Below are 17,419 nucleotides of genomic sequence, written 5' to 3' on the forward strand. Positions count from 1 at the left end.
CCGCGCGGGCCGACCGCCGTGCCACACGATCGCGCGCCGAACACTAGGCTCGGGCCCGGCATCGGCAGGGCGAGACGGGATGAAGCGCAATGAAAGTCGTGGTGGCGGGAGCGACAGGGGCGATCGGGCGGCCATTGGTGACGGCGCTGCGCGCCCGCGGACACCAGGTGTACGCGCTCACCCGCGACGGCCGCGGCGCGGAGGTCGCGCGGGCCCTGGGGGCCACCCCGCTGGTCGCCAATGTGATGGATCGCTCGGAGCTGTTGCGCGCCACCGAGCGGCTCACCGCCGACGCGGTCATCCACGAGCTCACCGCCTACCGGAACTCGCCGCCCACCCACTACCACTCGCCGGGCCTGCTGCGCACCAACGCCTTACGCGAGACCGGCGGCAAACACCTGGTGGAACTGGCCCAGCGCGCGGGCGCGCGCCGGTACCTGACGCAATCGGTGATCTTCGGCTACGGCATGCGCGACCACGGCCCGCGGCCGGTGACCGAGCAGGACCCCTTCGGCCGCATCCCCGGCGACGTCAACGACGGGCTCATCGGCGCGCTGCACGAGGCCGAATGCCACGCCTGGCGGGCGCCCGGCATCGACGGAATCGCGCTGCGCTACGGCGTCTTCTACGGACCCGGCGCGTCCGCGTCCTTCACCCGCGCCCTGCGGCGGCGATTGTTCCCGCTGCCCAGCACGACCACCGGGCACACCGGCTTCGTGCACGTCGAGGACGCCGCCGCCGCGACCGTGGCCGCCCTCGAACGCGGCGTTCCCGGCCAGGCGTACAACATCGTGGACGACGAGCCCGCCACCTGGGAGGCCATGTTCGCCGCCGCCGCCGAGGCCGTCGGCGCGCGCCCGCCACTGCGGGTGCCCCCGCGCCTGATGCGCATCACCTCCCCGCTGACGGCGGCCCAGATGCTGGACTTCTCCCTCCGCCCGTCCAATGCCAAGGCCCGGGCGGAACTGCGCTGGGCGCCGCGCTATCCGAGTTACCGCGAGGGTCTGCGCACCCTCGCGCGCGTCCACGCCTGACCCGGCGGTCCGATCGCGTCGGAACACAGCCGCGCCCACTACCGTTGATCACCTCGGAAGACGGATGATCCACGCGAATCGGGCGCGAAGGAAGGCAGTGATGAACACACCGGCGGACCCCACCTACACCTGGCTGGGCGCGGAGCTCGACCTCGACGCCTACCTGGACCGGATCGGGTTCACCGGTGCGCGCACGCCCACCCTGGAGACCCTGCGCGCCCTGGTGCGCGCCCACACCACCACGATCCCGTTCGAGAACCTCGAGATCATTCTCGGCCGCGGCATCCCCCTGGACTCGGAAGCGCTGCAGGACAAGCTGATCCGGCGGCGGCGCGGCGGCTACTGCTACGAGAACGTCGGTCTGTTCGCGGCCGCGCTGGAACGGCTCGGCTTCGAATTCACCGCCATGTCCGGCCGGGTCACCCTGGGCGCGACCGGCCTGCGCCCGGCCACCCACGCGCTGCTGCGGGTCGAGGCCGCCGACGACGACCGGCTGTGGCTGTGTGACGTCGGTTTCGGCTGGGGTCCCCTGGAACCGATCGAACTGGCCCCCGGCCGCGGTGAATTCGGTGCGGGCGCATGGCGTTTCCGGCTGGAGCGGAGCACCGACGCCGTCGGCGGCGAGCTGTGGACGCTGTACCAGTTCGGGAAGGACGGCTGGGTGGACCGGCACACCTTCGCCATCACCCCCCAGTACCGCGTCGATTTCGCGGTCGGGAACCACTACGTGTCCACCGCGGCGCGTTCACCGTTCACCATGCGGCCCTTCGTGCAGCGCTTCCTGCCCGATGTGCACCACCAGCTCGACGGCACCACCTGGACCACGCACCATCCCGATGGTTCGGAGGAGGTGCGCGAGCTCGAGGTCGCCGAGCTGCCCAAGGTGCTCGCGGAGGTCTTCGATATCGAGCTCGATGCCGCCGACACCGCCCGGTTGGTTCGCGCGCAGTGGCCCGCGGCGGTGAAAAGTAGCTGAACTCGGTCGGTGTGCGGGAGCAAACACACACCAAACCGATCGGTATATGTCTGGTCATGCATGGGCTGCGACCAGCGCATACGTCAGCGCGGTCACGGGCCGGTCGCTGACGGGCGGCGCAGATCTCATCGAGATCTCCGCCATATCTCACGCTGACGTCGGCGATCCGCGCGTCGCCCGCTACACTCGTGCGGGGAAACGCGCGGGCAACCGCATTGTCACAGTCATCTCGAAGAACCTCGGAGTAGTGCCATCGAAACCGGCCAAGTGATCGCAGGGCATTACCGCCTGGTCGAACGGATTGGTAGCGGCGGCACAGGTGTCGTCTGGCGAGCCGTCGACCAGCGGCTGGAACGATCCGTCGCGATCAAGCAGATCCTGACCCAGCCGAGCCTGTCGGATGCCGACAAGGACATCGTCCGGCAGCGTGCGGCGCGCGAGGCGCGCAACGCGGCCCGCTTCCAGCATCCGAACGCCATCGTCGTCTTCGACATCACCGAGCACGAGGGCGACCCGTGCTTGATCATGGAGTACCTGCCCTCGCAGAGCCTCGCCGTGGTGCTGTCCGCGCAGGGCACGCTGCCGCTGCCGCAGTGCGCGCGCATCGGCGAACAGGTGGCTTCCGCGCTGATCGCCGCGCACCGCGCCGGCATCGTGCACCGTGACGTCAAGCCCGGCAACATCCTGCTCGGCGACAACGGCGCGGTGAAGATCACCGACTTCGGCATCGCCAAGTCCAAGGGCGACGTCACCCTCACCGCCACCGGGCTCATCTCCGGCACCGCCGCCTACCTCGCCCCCGAGGTCGCCCGCGGCGCGGAACCGACCCCGGCCGCCGACGTCTTCGCCTTGGGCGCCACGCTCTTCCACGCGCTGGAAGGTGAACCGCCCTACGGCACCAACCCGAATCCGCTGGCACTGCTCTACGCCGCGGCCAACGGCCAGATCAGCGAGCCGCGCAATGCCGGGCCGCTGTCGGACCTGCTGCTCAGCCTGCTCAGCTTCGAGCCGGAGGACCGGCCGAGCATGCTCGACGTGCGCGACATCATGGCGGAATTCGCCGAGGTCGGCCCGGACGCCGAGGCCGCCCGGGTGTTCGCCGGCCGCCGCTCCGGCCCGGTCACCCCGCAGGGCGGCACCGCGCCGCGCCAGCAGACCCGGCAGATGGAACGCCGTTCGTCGGCCAACGCCGACATCCCGACCGGCGCCATGAGCCAGGCCCAGCTGCTCGAGACCCCGCCGCCGCGGCCGGTGCCCCACGGCGGCCCGCCGACCCGCAATCACCCCGCGCCGGAACCGGATTCGGAGCCGGGCGGCAAGAAGAAGCTGGTGTGGATCCTGCTGGCCGCGGTCGTCGTGGTGGCCGGCGGCATCGTCTACGGCATGATGGGCGACTCCGGCTCGGGCGACTCGCCCGGCGCGGGCGGGACCACCACCTCGGTGAAGGCCTCGACCTCGGCCAGCTCCACCAAGGGCACGCCCTCGGGCCTGGGCCAGACCAAGAGCGCCTCGACCGTGAGCGTGGGCAACGGCGCGGACGCCGTGGACAAGTTCTACGACGCCCTCACCTCCCAGCGGTACCAGGAGGCGTGGACCCGGCTCACCCCGGCCGCGCAGCAGGTGTACGGCAGTGCGTCGGCGTTCCAGACCTACTGGACGAACAACCCGGTCAGCCGCTACTCGACCATCGAGGGCGCGCGCGGGACCGACAGCAACAATCCCGATGGCTCCGTGGACATCTCGCTGGCCAGCCTGAGCACCAAGAACAGCGGCAGCAAGTCGGTGACGCTGCGGGTCGTCGACAGCGGCGGCTCCCTGCTGATCGACAGCGACACCAAGTAGGCCGATCGCTCGAACCACCTGCGCCGCACCGGATCACCGGTGCGGCGCAGTGCTTTTCCGGCTCGTGCCCGGGTCGGCTAGTGACGGGTGGCCGGATCCGCGGCGAGCGAAGCCAGCAGGCGCAGGGCGTCGGCGCTGGGGGAACCCGGCTCGACGTGATGGGCGACCAGGGCCTGATCGGGATCGTCGGGCAGGCGCAGGGTTTCGTAGCCCAGATCGAGGCGGCCCACGATCGGATGCCGATAGATGTGGCGGCCGTGCGTCTTGTCCTTGAGCTCGTGGCGCTCCCACAGGGCGGCGAATTCCGGGCTCGCGGAGTTCATTTCGTCGATCAGCGCGGTGATGCGGGGGTCGCCGGGATTGCGGGCGGCGTCCACCCGCAGATACGCCACCGTATCGGCGGCCTTGTCGTCCCAGTCCTCGTAGAGCTCCTTCGCGCCCTCGTCCAGGAACACCAGGTGCAGGAAATCGCGCTGCTCGGGGGCGATCGCGCCGAAATCGCCGATCAGGGCCGCCGCCAGGCGATTCCACGCCAGCACGCTCACCCCGCGGCCCACGATGTAGGCGGGCACGTCGTGCGCGGCGTCCAGCAGCCGCCGCAGACCCGGGCGCACCCGCTGCGCGGCGGGCGGGTCCTCACCCGACCACGGGCGGGCCAGCAGGTAGAGGTGATCACGCTCGACCTGATTCAAGCGCAGCGCCCGCGCCACCGCGTCCAGCACCGACTCCGAGAACTGCAGACTGCGTCCCTGTTCCAGGCGCACATAATGATCCACGCTGACCCCGGCCAGCAGCGCCAGCTCCTCGCGCCGCAGTCCCGGCACCCGGCGGCGGGCCCCGTGCGAGACCAGGCCCACCTCCTCCGGGCTCAGCCGGGCGCGGCGGGAGCGCAGGAATTCACCGAGTTCGGCGCGACGGTCCAGGGTCATGGAACCAGGTAACCACGCGGACCCCGGGTTTCATCCTGGTCATGCGATGCCCAGGCAGACGCCGCACTGTCTACCCCTCGCGGATCGGACGACTGTAGTGCTCAGCGCCGCACACCACGGCGGACACCGACTCCCGAGGAGCACAGCATGACCTCCCTTCCCACCCGTCAGCTCGGGACCACCGACATGCGCATCAGCCGGATCGGCTTCGGCGCGTGGGCACTCGGCGGCGCGGGCTGGCGCTACACCTGGGGCGCACAGGACGACGCCGGATCGATCGCCACCCTGCACCGCGCCCTCGACGCGGGCGTGAACTGGATCGACACCGCCGCCGTCTACGGGCTCGGCCACTCCGAGGAAGTGGTCGGCAAGGCGATCGGTCAACTGCCCGAAGCCGACCGGCCCTTCGTCTTCACCAAGGCGGGACTGGTCTGGGACGACGACGACCGCGCCGCCGCGCCCCGGCGGATCATGGCCGCGGCCAGCGTGCGTCGCGAGATCGAGGACTCGCTGCGGCGACTGGACGTCGAACGCATCGACCTCTACCAGGTGCACTGGCCCGACACCGGTGCCTCCCTGGACTTCTCGGACCCGGACGGCGTGGCCGACGCCGTGGTCACCCCGCTGCACGAGTACTGGCAGACCATGGCCGACCTGGTCACCGAGGGCAAGGTCCGCGCCATCGGCCTGTCCAACCACGACGTCGGACAGCTCGAAGTCGCCGAATCCATCGCCCACGTCGACGCCATCCAGCCCCAGTTCTCCCTGATCAAACGCGCCGCCGCGGGCGAATTGGCCTGGGCCGCAGCCCATCACACCGGCGGCATCGTCTACCAGCCGCAGCACTCCGGCCTGCTGACCGGCGCCTTCTCCGCCGAACGCGTCGCCGCCCTGCCCGACGACGACTGGCGCAAGGGCTTCCCCGAATTCACCACCGACCTCGACCGCAACCTCGCCCTGGTCGAGGCGCTGCGCCCGATCGCCGCCGCCCACCACACCACCGTCGGCGCCCTCGCCATCGCCTGGACCCTCACCTGGTCCGGCGTCACCGGCGCGATCGTCGGCGCCCGCACCCCCGACCAGGTCGACGGCTGGATCGACGCCGCCACACTGGAACTGACCCCCGCGGACCTGGACGCCATCGCCGCCGCCCTGCGCGCCACCGGCGCGGGCGAAGGCCCGATCACCCACTGACACACCCCACACCGAACCCGAGGAGCACACCATGACCCTGCACGTCGTCGCCGAACTGCGCGTCACCGCCGGAAACGAGGACCGCCTGCGCACCGCCCTGGAAGCCATGATCGAACCGTCCCTGGCCGAACCCGGCTGCCTGTCCTACCAGCCCTTCACCAACCCCAACGACCCCGCCCACATGGTCGTGGTCGAGGAATGGCAGGACGCCGACGCCCTCGAGAAGCACTTCACCACCGAACACTTCCAGCATGTGGCCGGAGTCCTCGAGGGCATCCTCGCCGAGCCCATGATCATCCGCCGCCTCATCGCCGAATAGCGGTTGCCACTGCCGTGTCCCTGTGCTCCCCATCGTCCCGATGTGGTCATCCCCTGCGAAACCGCTGCGGGCCCGGAACACGCGTACACCCTCAGAGGTTGACGTGAACTTCCAGAAGACGATCACGCCCTGAAGTACCGATGCCGGATGGGCACCTCATACCGGACTCGGAGCACCCGAGGCCGAGGTTCTGCCATGTGCCAACCGACAGCCACCCGCCACTTCAGCTTCCCATCCAACAAAGGCACCGCACCACCGCCACGCCACCTGGATTCCGGGCAGTGGGATCCGGATTCACAGTCGAGCACGGCCCACATGGCTGCGGTGCCAGCGGTCGATGGCCTCGGCCACGAGCTGCGGGTTGTCGGCCATCGGAAAGTGCAGCCCCCAGGGGACAGTGACCCTGGTCAGGTACGGGAACAGACGCCGCCAATGGCGGACGAAGAAGAAGTAGTCGCCGAGTCGGCCGAATACCGTCATCATCGGTCGGCCGGCCAGCGCGGTGACCGTGCTTGCTGCGCGTGTGGCGGTGGCGCGGTCGCGGGTCGCGTCGCGAAACATTCGGTGCAAGAACCGGCGACGGTCGCGGTCGCGCAGACCACGTCGCCACGCGGTCTTACGGGTGCGGTTCCATCGTCTGCCGACACCGAACCTTGTCGCACTCACCCAGGCGAGCAACCCGAGCCATGCGTCGACCTCCCGCATCAGCTCCGAGCCGAAGAATCGCAGTGCGAGCCACAGCATGCCGCGGGGCTGCCAGCCGAAGGTGTTCATGGCCACCAGTGCGGCCACGCGGTCGACTCGATCGTGGAGAGCGGCGAGTGCGGCCAGGCCCCCGAGGTCGTGTACGACCAGTGTCACGGCGTCGAGGTCGAGATGGTCGATGAATGATGTGATCGTGTGGGCGGCCGATGCCACCGTGGCCTCGCCGGGATCGGAGAGGCCCGTTCCAGGCAGATCGAGGGTCACGCACCGGTACCGGTCCTCGAGGTGGCTGATCAGATCAGCCCACAGCAGCGACCAGAGTCCGGCGTGGACCATGAGCAGGACCGGACGGTCACCGCCGGTATCGGTGTAGACGACGCGGCGCCCGTCGAAGTCGAACGCGTACAGCGGGTGGGGCCAATCCTGCGTAGTAAGCCAGTCAGGCCGAGCGGGTTTGGTAGTAAGGGTCATATCTCTAAGGACGTGTCGGCGGGGTCGTGTGTGACGGTCACACTTCACCGGGCTCATTCGTCGGAGGTATGTATGAGCGACATCATCGAGCAGGCTTGGCACCTGCACCGGCGGCGGGTGCTCGACGTCTCCTACCGCATGCTCGGTACCCTCGTCGACGCCGAAGACGCCGTGCAAGAGACTTTCGCCAGACTCACCCGGCACGGCTGCGAGGGCATCGACGATGTCGAGGGCTGGCTGGTCACTGTTGCGGGCCGAGTCTGCCTCGACCGGCTGCGCGCCGACCGCACCCGGGCCCGCTACGTCGGGCCGTGGCTGCCCGAACCGCTCGTCGAGCCGGCCGGCGCCGATCTCGACCCGGCAGATCAGGTCACCCTCGACGACAGCGTGCGGCTGGCGCTTTTGGCGGCGCTGCACGCGCTCAGCCCCGCCGAACGCGTCGCGTTCGTGCTCCACGATGTCTTCGGAGTGAGCTTCGAGGAGATCGCCGCGGTGGTCGGCCGGTCACCGGCCGCGGCCCGGAAGCTGGCCAGTCGTGCTCGAGCCGCGCTGCGCGACAACCCTGAGCCTCGGTTCGAGGTCTCACCAGTACAGGCGCGCGCGGTCGCCGAGAGATTTGCGCACGCCTGCACCACCGGCGACCTGGCGGCACTGATGGAGGTACTCGCTCACGACGTGGTCGGCGAATTCGACTCCGGCGGGCGAGTCGCCGGCGCCCCCCTCGGACCACTGGTCGGCGCCGAGCTGGTCGGCGTCACGCTAGCCAGAACACTGTTCGGAGCGGGCGCCGACTTCCGGGTCGTGGCGGTGAACGGCGAGCCAGGGGTGGTCGTGTCACTCGTGGGCCAGGTCATGGTCGTGATCGCGTTGGAGTCCCATGACAACCACGTGGTCGCGATCCGCGCCATCGGCAATCCCGACAAGCTCGCACGTCTCAACGCTCGCTGAAACCAGACATGAGCGTCTCGAATGCTGCTGACCCTTTCCCGCCCGCCCGGTCCCTCCGATGCGGCAGACAACATCTGCACATGCCGCATACCGCGCTGACCGAACCGGCCGGCGCGGGGCGATCGACGGAGGGGCCGGCTACGGGGCAGGCGCATTCGCTCGTGTCGAGTTCCGCGCATTGGGCGATTCATCGTTCCGGAGACGGCCAGGTCGGGAATGGGGCGCCCGCGGTGCGAAACACAGGGTGCCGCGGGGGAGGAACGCGGGTACTGTCGGGCGCATGATCACGCGGATTCGGACGGCGGCGTTGCTGGTGTGCGCGCTCGTGGTCTCCGCGTGGGCGGTGCTGTATCTGGGTGCCGCACATCCTGATTCGCTGATCGTGCTCGGCGCGGTCGCGCTGGTCGCGGTGACCGCGGCGGTGTTGTCCGCGCGCGGGCCGCTGCGGGCGGCCGGGGTGAGTGCCGGACCGGCGGAATCGGCGGGGAAGCGGCGGCGGGGAGCGTTTCTGCGGCAGAGCAATCCGGATGCGCCGGGTCGGCCGCGGCCGCGGGCGCCGGGGGTTCTCGCGGCCTGACCCGCGTACGGCCGTGCGGTCGTAGCCGGGGGTCGGGTGCTTCGCGATCCCGAATTCCCTTCGCCCGCACGTGTGTGCGGGTGCCGCGCAGCGAGGTTCTCCCGTGCTCGATTTCATCTATTACCCCGTGTCCGCCGTCCTGTGGCTGTGGCACACCGCCTTCGCGTCCGTGCTGGGCGCGACCAGTGGGCTGGCCTGGGTGCTGGCCATCGTGTTCCTGGTGCTCACCCTGCGAGCACTGCTCATCAAGCCGTTCGTGGCGCAACTGCGGTTCTCGCGGAAGCTGGCCGAGATGCAGCCCCAGATCCAGGAGATCAAGCGCAAGCACGCGGGCGACCGCGAGCAGCAGGCGCTGGCCATGCAGGAGTTGCAGAAGGAGTCCGGGGTCAATGTGCTGACCGGGTTCCTGCCGATCATCGGCCAGGCGCTGGTGTTCATCGGGCTCTACCACGTGCTGCGGTCCTTCCAGCCCGGTCACACCCAGAATTACGTGTTCGGCGCCGGGCAGGTCCAGTCGTTCCTGGACGCGAAACTGTTCGGCGCGCCGCTGGCGGCCACGCTGTCCGGGGCGGGTTCGGACTTCGGAACCATTGCCGCGGTCGCCATTCCGCTCATGGTGATCGCCGCCATCGCCACCCACTTCACCGCCCGCGCCGCCATCGCCCGCCAGCCCGCCCCGGCCGACGGCCCCGCGGCCTCGACCGCGCGCATCATGAACACCCTGTCGCAGTGGGTGTTCCCGGCGGGCGCGCTGGTGGTCGGACCGGTCATGCCGATCGCGATCCTGCTGTACTTCGTCACCCAGAATGCCTGGACATTCGCCCAGCAACACGTGGTGGCGACCCGCTTCGGCGACGACCGCGCCGAGCGGGGCGGACGCGGCGAAAGCACCGGGTCGGCGGCGGTCGCCCACGAATAGCGGGCGCTCGGGTGATGCGCGGATAAAGCGGTGGCGGTGACCGGATAGGCTGGTAGCTGGTCGCAAGCGGTTTCGGCTGCGTCGCGAACCCCCTCGAATCAGCACAGACAAGGACTGCACAGCGCTATGACCAGCCGCATCGAGCTCGCCCGCGTCGACCTGCGCGGACGTACTCCCACTGCTGCCGAACTGCGCGCGGCTCTGCCGCGCGGGGGCGTCGACGTGGACTCGGTGCTGCATCATGTGCGGCCCGTCGTGGAGGCGATCCGCGATCGGGGCGTCGAGGCCGCGCAGGAATTCAGCGAGAAGTTCGACGGCGTGCGCCCCGCCTCGGTGCGGGTGCCGGCCGCCGAACTCGAGCGTGCTCTCGCCGAGCTGGATACCGCCGTGCGCGCGGCCCTCGAGGTCGCCATCGAACGCACCCGCAAGGTCCACGACGACCAGCGCCGTACCGACAAGACCACCCAGGTGGTGCCCGGCGGCACCGTCACCGAGCGGTGGGTGCCGGTCGAACGGGTCGGCCTGTACGTGCCCGGCGGCAATGCCGTCTACCCGTCCTCGGTCGTCATGAACGTCGTCCCCGCGCAGGCCGCGGGCGTGGAGTCGCTGGTCGTGGCCTCCCCGCCGCAGGCCCGGTTCGGCGGTCTGCCGCACCCGACCATCCTGGCCGCCGCGCAGCTGCTGGGCGTCACCGAGGTGTGGGCGGTCGGCGGCGCGCAGGCCGTGGCGCTGCTGTCCTACGGCGGCATCGACACCGACAGCGCGCAGCTGGAACCGGTCGACCTGATCACCGGCCCCGGCAATATCTACGTGACCGCCGCCAAGCGGCTGTGCCGCGGCCTGGTCGGCATCGACGCCGAGGCCGGGCCCACCGAGATCGCCATCCTCGCCGACGCCACCGCCGACCCGGCGCACGTGGCCGCCGACCTCATCTCCCAGGCCGAGCACGACGTGCTCGCCGCCAGCGTCCTGGTCACCGACAGCGTCGAACTCGCCGACGCCGTGGACGCGGCGCTCACCGCGCAGATGGCCGTCGTCAAACACCACGACCGGGTCGCGGAAGCGCTGTCGGGCAAGCAGTCCGGCACCGTGCTCGTCGACGACATCGAGCAGGGCCTGCGCGTGGTCAACGCCTACGCCGCCGAGCACCTCGAGATCCAGACCGTCGACGCCGCGGGCGTGGCCGCCCGGGTGCGTTCGGCCGGAGCGGTTTTCGTCGGCGCCTGGTCCCCGGTGTCGCTGGGCGACTACTGCGCCGGCTCCAACCACGTGCTGCCCACCGCCGGATGCGCCCGGCACTCTTCGGGATTGAGCGTGCAGACCTTCCTGCGCGGCATCCACGTCGTCGAGTACACCGAGGCCGCGTTGAAGGACGTCTCCGGACACGTGGTCGCACTGGCCGATGCCGAGGACCTGCCCGCGCACGGCCAGGCCGTGCAGGCGCGATTCGGAGAGCTGCGGTGAGCGCCCAGGCCGGCCTGGAGGAAGGCGCCGTGACCGTTCCCGGCTCGACCATCTCGCTCGACGACCTGCCGCTGCGCGACAACCTGCGCGGCAAGAGCCCGTACGGCGCACCGCAATTGACGGTGCCCGTCCAGCTCAACACCAACGAGAACCCGCACCCGCCGAGCCAGGACCTGGTCGACGACGTCGCCGAGTCCGTGCGCGCGGCCGCCGCCGACCTGCACCGGTACCCGGACCGCGACGCGGTCGGCCTGCGCACCGACCTGGCCGCCTACCTGACCCGGCAGACCGGCGTCGCGGTGGACGTGGCCAATGTGTGGGCGGCCAACGGCTCCAACGAGATCCTGCAGCAGCTGCTGCAGGCGTTCGGTGGACCCGGCCGCAGCGCACTGGGTTTCGTGCCCTCGTACTCGATGCACCCGATCATCTCCGAGGGCATCGACACCGAGTGGATCGAGGCCAAGCGCAACGGCGACTTCTCCCTCGACATCGACTACGCGGTGCTCACGGTGGGGGAGAAGAACCCCGACGTGGTCTTCGTGACCAGCCCCAACAATCCGACCGGGCACAGCATCCCGATCCCGGACCTGGAGCGCATCCTCGACGCCGCCCCCGGCATCGTGGTGGTCGACGAGGCGTACGGCGAGTTTTCCTCCGCGCCCAGCGCCATCAGCCTGATCGACAAGTACCCGACCAAGCTGGTGGTCAGCCGCACCATGTCCAAGGCGTTCGCCTTCGCGGGCGGCCGGCTGGGCTACCTGGTGGCCGCGCCCGCGGTCATCGACGCCATGCTGCTGGTGCGCCTGCCCTACCACCTGTCCGTGGTCACCCAGGCCGCGGCGCGGGCGGCGCTGCGGCACGCGGACGAAACCCTCGGCAGCGTCCACGAATTGGCCGCGCAGCGCGACCGCGTGATGGCGGCGCTGACCGGGCTGGGCTACGACGTGATCCCGTCCGACGCCAATTTCGTGCTGTTCGGCCGCTTCGCCGACGCGGCGCGCGCCTGGCAGCACTACCTCGACGAGGGCGTGCTCATCCGCGATGTCGGCATCCCCGGCTACCTGCGCACCACCATCGGCCTGGCCGCCGAGAACGACGAATTCCTGCGCGTCAGCGCGAAACTGGCGTCCGAGGAGCTGATCGCCCGATGACCATCGAACGTCCCGCCGACCGCATCGCCCGGGTCGAGCGCACCACCCGCGAGTCCAGCATCGTGGTGGAGCTCAACCTGGACGGCTCCGGCAAGACCGACATCTCCACCGGCGTCCCGTTCTACGACCACATGCTGACCGCCTTCGGCCAGCACGGCAGCTTCGACCTCACCGTCCAGGCCAAGGGCGACATCGAGATCGAGGCCCACCACACGGTCGAGGACACCGCCATCGTCATCGGCCAGGCCCTGGGCCAGGCGCTCGGCGACAAGAAGGGCATCCGCCGCTTCGGCGACTGCTTCATCCCGATGGACGAGACCCTCGCCCACGCCGTCGTCGACGTGTCCGGCCGGCCGTACTGCGTGCACACCGGCGAGCCGGATCACATGCTGCACACCATCATTCCGAGCGTCGCCCCGACCGCGTCGTACTCGACGGTGATCAACCGTCACGTGTTCGAGTCGATCGCCCTCAACGCTCGCATCGCCCTGCACGTGCGCGTCCTCTACGGCCGCGACCAGCACCACATCACCGAAGCCGAGTACAAGGCCGTCGCCCGTGCCCTGCGCGCCGCGGTCGAATACGACCCGCGCGTGTCCGGGGTCCCGTCCACCAAGGGTTCGCTGTGACCAAGAAGATCGCCCTGCTCGACTACGGCTCCGGCAATCTGCACTCCGCCGGCCGCGCCCTCGCCCGCACCGGCGCCGAGGTCATCATCACCGCCGACCCCGAAACCGCCTTGAACGCAGACGGTCTCGTGGTCCCCGGCGTCGGCGCCTACGCCGCCTGCATGTCCGGCCTGCTCGCCGTCCGCGGCGACCGCATCATCGGCAAACGCCTCTCCGGCGGCCGCCCCGTCCTGGGCATCTGCGTCGGCATGCAGATCCTGTTCGAGCGCGGTGTCGAGTTCGGCGTCGAGACCGACGGCTGCGCCGAATGGCCCGGAACTGTCGAGCGTTTGAACGCGCCGATCCTGCCGCACATGGGCTGGAACACGGTCAAGGCTCCTGCGGACAGCGTCCTGTTCGCGGGCATGGACGCCGACACCCGCTTCTACTTCGTCCACTCCTACGCGGCTCAACACTGGGGCTGGACCGACGACGGCGGCGGCCAGATCGCCCCGGCCAAACTCACCTGGGCCGAACACGGCGTCCCCTTCCTCGCCGCCGTCGAGAACGGCCCCCTCTCCGCGACGCAGTTCCACCCCGAGAAATCCGGCGACGCCGGAGCCCATCTCCTCCGCAACTGGGTCGACTCGATCTGATCGACCGCGCTCGCCCAACCCCCGGGTTCCGCGGCGAATCGGTCAGAGCGCCCGCTTCAGCCCGACGTGACTGTTGTCGTACCCGAGCCGCGCGTAAAAGGCGTGAGCCCGGGTGCGGACCCGGTCCGTGGTGACCTGCGCGAGCGTCGCACCTCGGTGCCTGCCGTGGTCGTGCGCCCACTCGAGCATCGCGGTCCCGATGCCGCGAGAGCGTTCCGAGGCGGCGACCCGAACTCCCTCGATCTGGAGGCGGGTGGCGCCGCCGCGGGACAGGCCCGGAATGATGGTGAGCTGCATGGTGCCGACGATCCTGTCGCCCTCGTCCCGGACCACGGCCAGATAGTGCGAGGGATCCCTGGTGATGGCGTCGTACGCCTCCTCGTAGCGGGCAATGTCGGAACCTTCGCGGGCACGGCCGATCTCGTCATCGGAGAGCAGCGCGACCAGCGCCGGAACGTCGGCACGCGCCGCCCGCTGCACACGATAGATCCGGTCGCCGAGTCGGAGCCGGCCGCCGACCGAAGCCCGTGCCCGTGCCTGCAGCCGGGCGATCAGCGTGTCCAGCCAGGCGCCGACGTGTTGCCGGGCCTCATGAGTGTCCGGGTACCGGCAGCGCAGGTGCAGCCCGGTCTCGTCGAGGACGAACCAGAGCATCACGCCGTCGGTCCGAATCGTCGCGCCGACGTATTGCGCCTCCAATCCGGTCGCGTCGACTCGCACCGGCAGCCGGCGCAGGTCCAGCCACGAAATCGCGAACATCCCCGGCGCCTCGGGCATCCCGCCCCACGGACGCAGGATGTCCTCCAGTGGCCAGGACCCCATCCGGACGGCCTCCTTCACCGCCTCGGCACTGGCGCGGGGATCGGAGTCGGCCGACTCGAGCACCGAGTTGGTGATGAACCACCCCACCGAGTCGTGCCAGGTGGTGTCGTACCGACTGTGCACCGGAAACACCGCTCGCAGTGCGGTGCCGGCCAGCTCGCGAGTCACCTCGGTCATCGCCCCCACCACCAGCGCCAGCGTCGAGACGCCGTCGTCGCGGGCCTGCGCCGAGAAGGCGGCGCTGTCGTCGACGTCGAGGACATCGCGCACCTCCACGCGCTCCTGCTGCAATGTCGCCTCACCCAGCGACAGCGGGAACCGTGGCATCACATCGCCACTGCCCGCCAGCACCTCTGCCCAGCGGCGGTGCACCTCGGCGGGCGCCGGCGGGCGGTCCCGCAGCGCGCGGGTGTGCTCCGCGAAGGCGGGTACGGGCGGCAACGACGGTGAACGACCCTGCTGCACCGCGGCCAGCGCGGCGAGCAGGTCACGCGCGATCACCAGCATCGACCACATGTCGACGTGCGAGTGGTCGGCGGCGACCACCACGGTCGGCCCGACCGCGGTCTCGAGCACACAGAGCCGATGCGACGGACGACTGTACGGTGAGCAAGCACGGTCGAGCACGGCGCGGAGCGCATCGTTGACCGCCTGCCCCGGAGCGATCACATGCTCGACCCAGCCGCCGGGGAGGATATCGACCTCGTACAGCTGAGGCTCGCCGTCCGGGCCCGGCACGAAGACCGACCGCAGCGTGCCGTGCCGCTCGATCACCGCCAGCCAGGCGGCCGCGAGCTCGTCGGGCGGTACCGGCGCGGAGAGCTTGAAGGACAACGCCATCCAGGATCCCGCTCGGTCGCCGGCACCGACATGGCGTCGCTGGTCGAAGGACACGGGAAGGGATCGGCCCACCCGCCCCACGGTGACGTCGAAGCCCAGTAGGCGGCCGAACGGCAGGCGCAGGTGCGCGACGTTGGTCAGCCGCATGACGGTATCCTAGGCTCCTTCTCGAGCGATCGCCGTCTCACCAGCACACTGGAGCCACCGTGCCGACCTTCCGCGTTTCCGGCGCCGACATCGACGTGGAATTGAGCGACGAGGGTGGCCACCCGGTCGTCCAACTCCACGGCCTCACCTCCAGCCGTCACCGCGACCGTCTGATGGACCTCGATCTCGGCCGCGGACTCAGCGGAACCCGATTGCTGCGGTACGACGCGCGCGGCCACGGCCACTCGACGGGTCGTGCCGTCCCCGAGGACTATCGGTGGCCGGTTCTGGCCGATGACCTGCTGAACCTGCTCGACCACTGGTTCCCCGGTGAACAGGTGCACGGTGTCGGTCCGTCGATGGGTACCGGGACACTGCTGCATGCCGCTGTCCGCGATCCCGGCCGATTCGCCGGCCTCACCCTGCTCGTGCCCGCGACCGCTTGGCGCACCCGAGCCGCGAAGGCCGACATCTACCGCAAGAATGCCCGCTTGATCGAAGAGCAGGGACTCGCCGCCTTCCTCGGCGCCGATCTCACCGCGCCTCGCCCGCCGGCCACCGTCGGAACGCCGGAAACCGTGCCGGATGTCGCCGAGCACCTACTGCCCGCACTGTTCCGCGGGGCAGCGATGAGCGACCTGCCCGCCCCCGAGGCGATCGCCGCGATCGACGTGCCGACCACCGTGTTGGCCTGGACAGACGACCCCGCCCATCCGGTGTCGACCGCCGAGGCGCTGGTGGACCTGCTGCCGAAGGCCACTCTGGAGGTGGCGCACACACCGGCCGATCTCGCTCGCTGGCCGAGCATCCTGTGCGACGACGTGGCACGACACGGGTAGGCACGACGGCAGCGCTACTCGGGAGTCCGGCTCCACAGCTCGACGAGTGGTGCGTCGTGGTCGCGGCGTCCCCATTGCTCGGTGAGGCGGTGGAGGCGACCGGGGGCGCCGATGCCGTGCAGGGCGGCGATCTTGTCGTCGCGCAGTTCCAGGATCGTGACGCTGAGGATTCGGTCGGCGAGGGTGATGAGCATGGCTGGGCAGCCGTTGAGGATGGCGGCGTGAATTGTGGGGGAGCCGTTGAACTGGCGGAGTTTGGCGGGTGTGGGGGTGAAGCCGGCTCGGACCGCGATGGCTACGCGTTCGGGGGTGAGGAAGTGGATCAGCTTGGGCGCCGAGCCGCCCGCGCCGTCGGACGTGGCGGTCGCGTCGGCGGTGAGCAGGGATACGAGGTGGTCGGTGCGGCCCGAGGTGGCGGCCTCGACGAAAGCCTGGACGATGCTGCGGGCGGCGGCGGGGTCGCTGCCGGTGTTGTCGGCGGAGACGGTGATTCGGCGGCGGGCTCGGTGGGCGTGCTGCTGACTGGCGGATTCGGTGATGGCGAGGATGTCGGCGATTTCGGCGTGGGTGTAGGAAAAGGCCTCGCGCAGAACGTAAACGGCTCGTTCGAGCGGGCTCAGGCGCTCCATCAGCAGCAGGACCGCCACGGTCACCGATTCGCGTTGTTCGGCGGTTTCGGCGGGGCCCAGCATCGGGTCGCCGTCGAGCAAGGGTTCGGGCATCCAGGCGCCGACCGCGCGTTCGCGGCGGACCCGCGCCGAGCGGAGACGGTCGAGCGCCAGATTGGTGACGATTTTCGTCAGCCACGCCTCGGGGACCTCGATGTAGTCCCGGTCGGCCGCCTGCCACCGCAGGAACGCGTCCTGCACCGTGTCCTCGGCGTCGGCGGCCGAGCCGAGCAGACGGTAGGCGAGGGAGGCCAGCCGGTTGCGACTGGCCTCGAAACACGCCACGGTGGCGGCATCCATGAGCTTCACC

General features: G+C 70.2%; 17 protein-coding genes. 13 read left to right on the forward strand and 4 right to left on the reverse strand.

All coding sequences use genetic code 11. The features are described from left to right. Nucleotides 1-89 precede the first annotated feature (89 nt). The 3 genes from ABZ412_RS27965 (at nucleotide 90) to ABZ412_RS27975 (ending at nucleotide 3,852) form a co-directional block, all read left to right on the forward strand. On the forward strand, nucleotides 90-1,034 hold the full coding sequence (locus tag ABZ412_RS27965) for an NAD(P)-dependent oxidoreductase (RefSeq protein WP_357285757.1): 945 nt from the start codon (nucleotides 90-92) through the stop codon (nucleotides 1,032-1,034). Between the two features lie 100 nt (nucleotides 1,035-1,134). After that, entirely contained in the window at nucleotides 1,135-2,010 is an 876-nt protein-coding gene (locus ABZ412_RS27970) for an arylamine N-acetyltransferase (protein ID WP_357285759.1), read from the forward strand. A gap of 267 nt (nucleotides 2,011-2,277) precedes the next feature. After that, nucleotides 2,278-3,852: a protein kinase gene (locus tag ABZ412_RS27975; protein ID WP_357285762.1), complete on the forward strand. Its 1,575-nt coding sequence runs from the start codon at nucleotides 2,278-2,280 to the stop codon at nucleotides 3,850-3,852. Nucleotides 3,853-3,929: 77 nt separating this feature from the next. Here the strand turns inward: ABZ412_RS27975 and ABZ412_RS27980 are convergent, their stop codons facing one another. Next, nucleotides 3,930-4,781, reverse strand: coding sequence for a helix-turn-helix transcriptional regulator (locus tag ABZ412_RS27980; protein WP_357285765.1), 852 nt, complete (start codon nucleotides 4,779-4,781; stop codon nucleotides 3,930-3,932). Between the two features lie 147 nt (nucleotides 4,782-4,928). On the opposite strand from ABZ412_RS27980, the gene ABZ412_RS27985 reads away from it, so the two are divergent. Next, nucleotides 4,929-5,975 carry an aldo/keto reductase gene (locus tag ABZ412_RS27985; protein ID WP_357285768.1) on the forward strand — a complete coding sequence of 349 codons (1,047 nt, stop codon included), beginning with the start codon at nucleotides 4,929-4,931 and terminating at the stop codon, nucleotides 5,973-5,975. A 31-nt stretch (nucleotides 5,976-6,006) separates the two neighbouring features. Further along, the gene (locus ABZ412_RS27990) at nucleotides 6,007-6,294 is read left to right on the forward strand and encodes a putative quinol monooxygenase (RefSeq protein ID WP_357285772.1); all 288 of its coding nucleotides are present in this window, start codon (nucleotides 6,007-6,009) and stop codon (nucleotides 6,292-6,294) included. 294 nt (nucleotides 6,295-6,588) lie between these two features. Here the strand turns inward: ABZ412_RS27990 and ABZ412_RS27995 are convergent, their stop codons facing one another. After that, a complete protein-coding gene (locus ABZ412_RS27995; protein WP_357285775.1) occupies nucleotides 6,589-7,470 on the reverse strand; it encodes an alpha/beta hydrolase in 882 nt (293 codons plus the stop codon). A 72-nt stretch (nucleotides 7,471-7,542) separates the two neighbouring features. On the opposite strand from ABZ412_RS27995, the gene sigJ reads away from it, so the two are divergent. From sigJ to hisH, 7 genes are all read left to right on the forward strand, one after another. Continuing rightward, nucleotides 7,543-8,418 (forward strand): RNA polymerase sigma factor SigJ, encoded by an 876-nt coding sequence (gene sigJ / locus ABZ412_RS28000; RefSeq protein ID WP_357285778.1) that lies wholly within the window; start codon nucleotides 7,543-7,545, stop codon nucleotides 8,416-8,418. A 280-nt stretch (nucleotides 8,419-8,698) separates the two neighbouring features. Then, the gene (locus ABZ412_RS28005) at nucleotides 8,699-8,995 is read left to right on the forward strand and encodes a DUF6412 domain-containing protein (protein ID WP_357285781.1); all 297 of its coding nucleotides are present in this window, start codon (nucleotides 8,699-8,701) and stop codon (nucleotides 8,993-8,995) included. A gap of 103 nt (nucleotides 8,996-9,098) precedes the next feature. Beyond that, a complete protein-coding gene (yidC, locus tag ABZ412_RS28010; protein ID WP_357285784.1) occupies nucleotides 9,099-9,914 on the forward strand; it encodes a membrane protein insertase YidC in 816 nt (271 codons plus the stop codon). Nucleotides 9,915-10,040: 126 nt separating this feature from the next. After that, the gene (gene hisD / locus ABZ412_RS28015; protein ID WP_357285787.1) at nucleotides 10,041-11,378 is read left to right on the forward strand and encodes a histidinol dehydrogenase; all 1,338 of its coding nucleotides are present in this window, start codon (nucleotides 10,041-10,043) and stop codon (nucleotides 11,376-11,378) included. After that, nucleotides 11,375-12,529 (forward strand): histidinol-phosphate transaminase, encoded by a 1,155-nt coding sequence (locus tag ABZ412_RS28020; protein WP_357285789.1) that lies wholly within the window; start codon nucleotides 11,375-11,377, stop codon nucleotides 12,527-12,529. Before hisD ends, ABZ412_RS28020 begins: the two co-directional genes overlap by 4 nt. Nucleotides 12,530-12,531: 2 nt before the next feature. Then, the gene (hisB, locus tag ABZ412_RS28025) at nucleotides 12,532-13,158 is read left to right on the forward strand and encodes an imidazoleglycerol-phosphate dehydratase HisB (RefSeq protein WP_357286005.1); all 627 of its coding nucleotides are present in this window, start codon (nucleotides 12,532-12,534) and stop codon (nucleotides 13,156-13,158) included. Then, the gene (hisH, locus tag ABZ412_RS28030; protein WP_357285792.1) at nucleotides 13,155-13,793 is read left to right on the forward strand and encodes an imidazole glycerol phosphate synthase subunit HisH; all 639 of its coding nucleotides are present in this window, start codon (nucleotides 13,155-13,157) and stop codon (nucleotides 13,791-13,793) included. Before hisB ends, hisH begins: the two co-directional genes overlap by 4 nt. A gap of 42 nt (nucleotides 13,794-13,835) precedes the next feature. Here the strand turns inward: hisH and ABZ412_RS28035 are convergent, their stop codons facing one another. Then, complete coding sequence (locus ABZ412_RS28035; RefSeq protein ID WP_357285794.1) at nucleotides 13,836-15,602, reverse strand: GNAT family N-acetyltransferase; 1,767 nt, start codon at nucleotides 15,600-15,602, stop codon at nucleotides 13,836-13,838. Nucleotides 15,603-15,661: 59 nt separating this feature from the next. Between ABZ412_RS28035 and ABZ412_RS28040 the strand changes: the two genes are divergently transcribed. Further along, nucleotides 15,662-16,441 carry an alpha/beta hydrolase gene (locus ABZ412_RS28040; RefSeq protein ID WP_357285797.1) on the forward strand — a complete coding sequence of 260 codons (780 nt, stop codon included), beginning with the start codon at nucleotides 15,662-15,664 and terminating at the stop codon, nucleotides 16,439-16,441. Nucleotides 16,442-16,455: 14 nt separating this feature from the next. Here ABZ412_RS28040 and ABZ412_RS28045 read toward each other — a convergent pair whose 3' ends face one another. Next, nucleotides 16,456-17,409: a sigma-70 family RNA polymerase sigma factor gene (locus tag ABZ412_RS28045; RefSeq protein ID WP_357285799.1), complete on the reverse strand. Its 954-nt coding sequence runs from the start codon at nucleotides 17,407-17,409 to the stop codon at nucleotides 16,456-16,458. Nucleotides 17,410-17,419: the final 10 nt, after the last annotated feature.

It is taken from the genome of Nocardia sp. NPDC005746 (genome assembly GCF_040630785.1).
In the GTDB taxonomy this organism is placed as follows: domain Bacteria; phylum Actinomycetota; class Actinomycetes; order Mycobacteriales; family Mycobacteriaceae; genus Nocardia.

Excerpts from the sequence above, each read along its gene's own strand:
- ABZ412_RS27965 (WP_357285757.1), top strand. The coding sequence starts at position 90 with ATGAAAGTCGTGGTGGCGGGAGCGACAGGGGCGATCGGGCGGCCATTG.
- ABZ412_RS27970 (WP_357285759.1), top strand. The coding sequence starts at position 1,135 with ATGAACACACCGGCGGACCCCACCTACACCTGGCTGGGCGCGGAGCTC.
- ABZ412_RS27980 (WP_357285765.1), bottom strand. The coding sequence starts at position 4,781 with ATGACCCTGGACCGTCGCGCCGAACTCGGTGAATTCCTGCGCTCCCGC.
- ABZ412_RS27985 (WP_357285768.1), top strand. The coding sequence starts at position 4,929 with ATGACCTCCCTTCCCACCCGTCAGCTCGGGACCACCGACATGCGCATC.
- ABZ412_RS27990 (WP_357285772.1), top strand. The coding sequence starts at position 6,007 with ATGACCCTGCACGTCGTCGCCGAACTGCGCGTCACCGCCGGAAACGAG.
- ABZ412_RS27995 (WP_357285775.1), bottom strand. The coding sequence starts at position 7,470 with ATGACCCTTACTACCAAACCCGCTCGGCCTGACTGGCTTACTACGCAG.
- sigJ (WP_357285778.1), top strand. The coding sequence starts at position 7,543 with ATGAGCGACATCATCGAGCAGGCTTGGCACCTGCACCGGCGGCGGGTG.
- ABZ412_RS28005 (WP_357285781.1), top strand. The coding sequence starts at position 8,699 with ATGATCACGCGGATTCGGACGGCGGCGTTGCTGGTGTGCGCGCTCGTG.
- hisD (WP_357285787.1), top strand. The coding sequence starts at position 10,041 with ATGACCAGCCGCATCGAGCTCGCCCGCGTCGACCTGCGCGGACGTACT.
- ABZ412_RS28035 (WP_357285794.1), bottom strand. The coding sequence starts at position 15,602 with ATGCGGCTGACCAACGTCGCGCACCTGCGCCTGCCGTTCGGCCGCCTA.
- ABZ412_RS28045 (WP_357285799.1), bottom strand. The coding sequence starts at position 17,409 with ATGGATGCCGCCACCGTGGCGTGTTTCGAGGCCAGTCGCAACCGGCTG.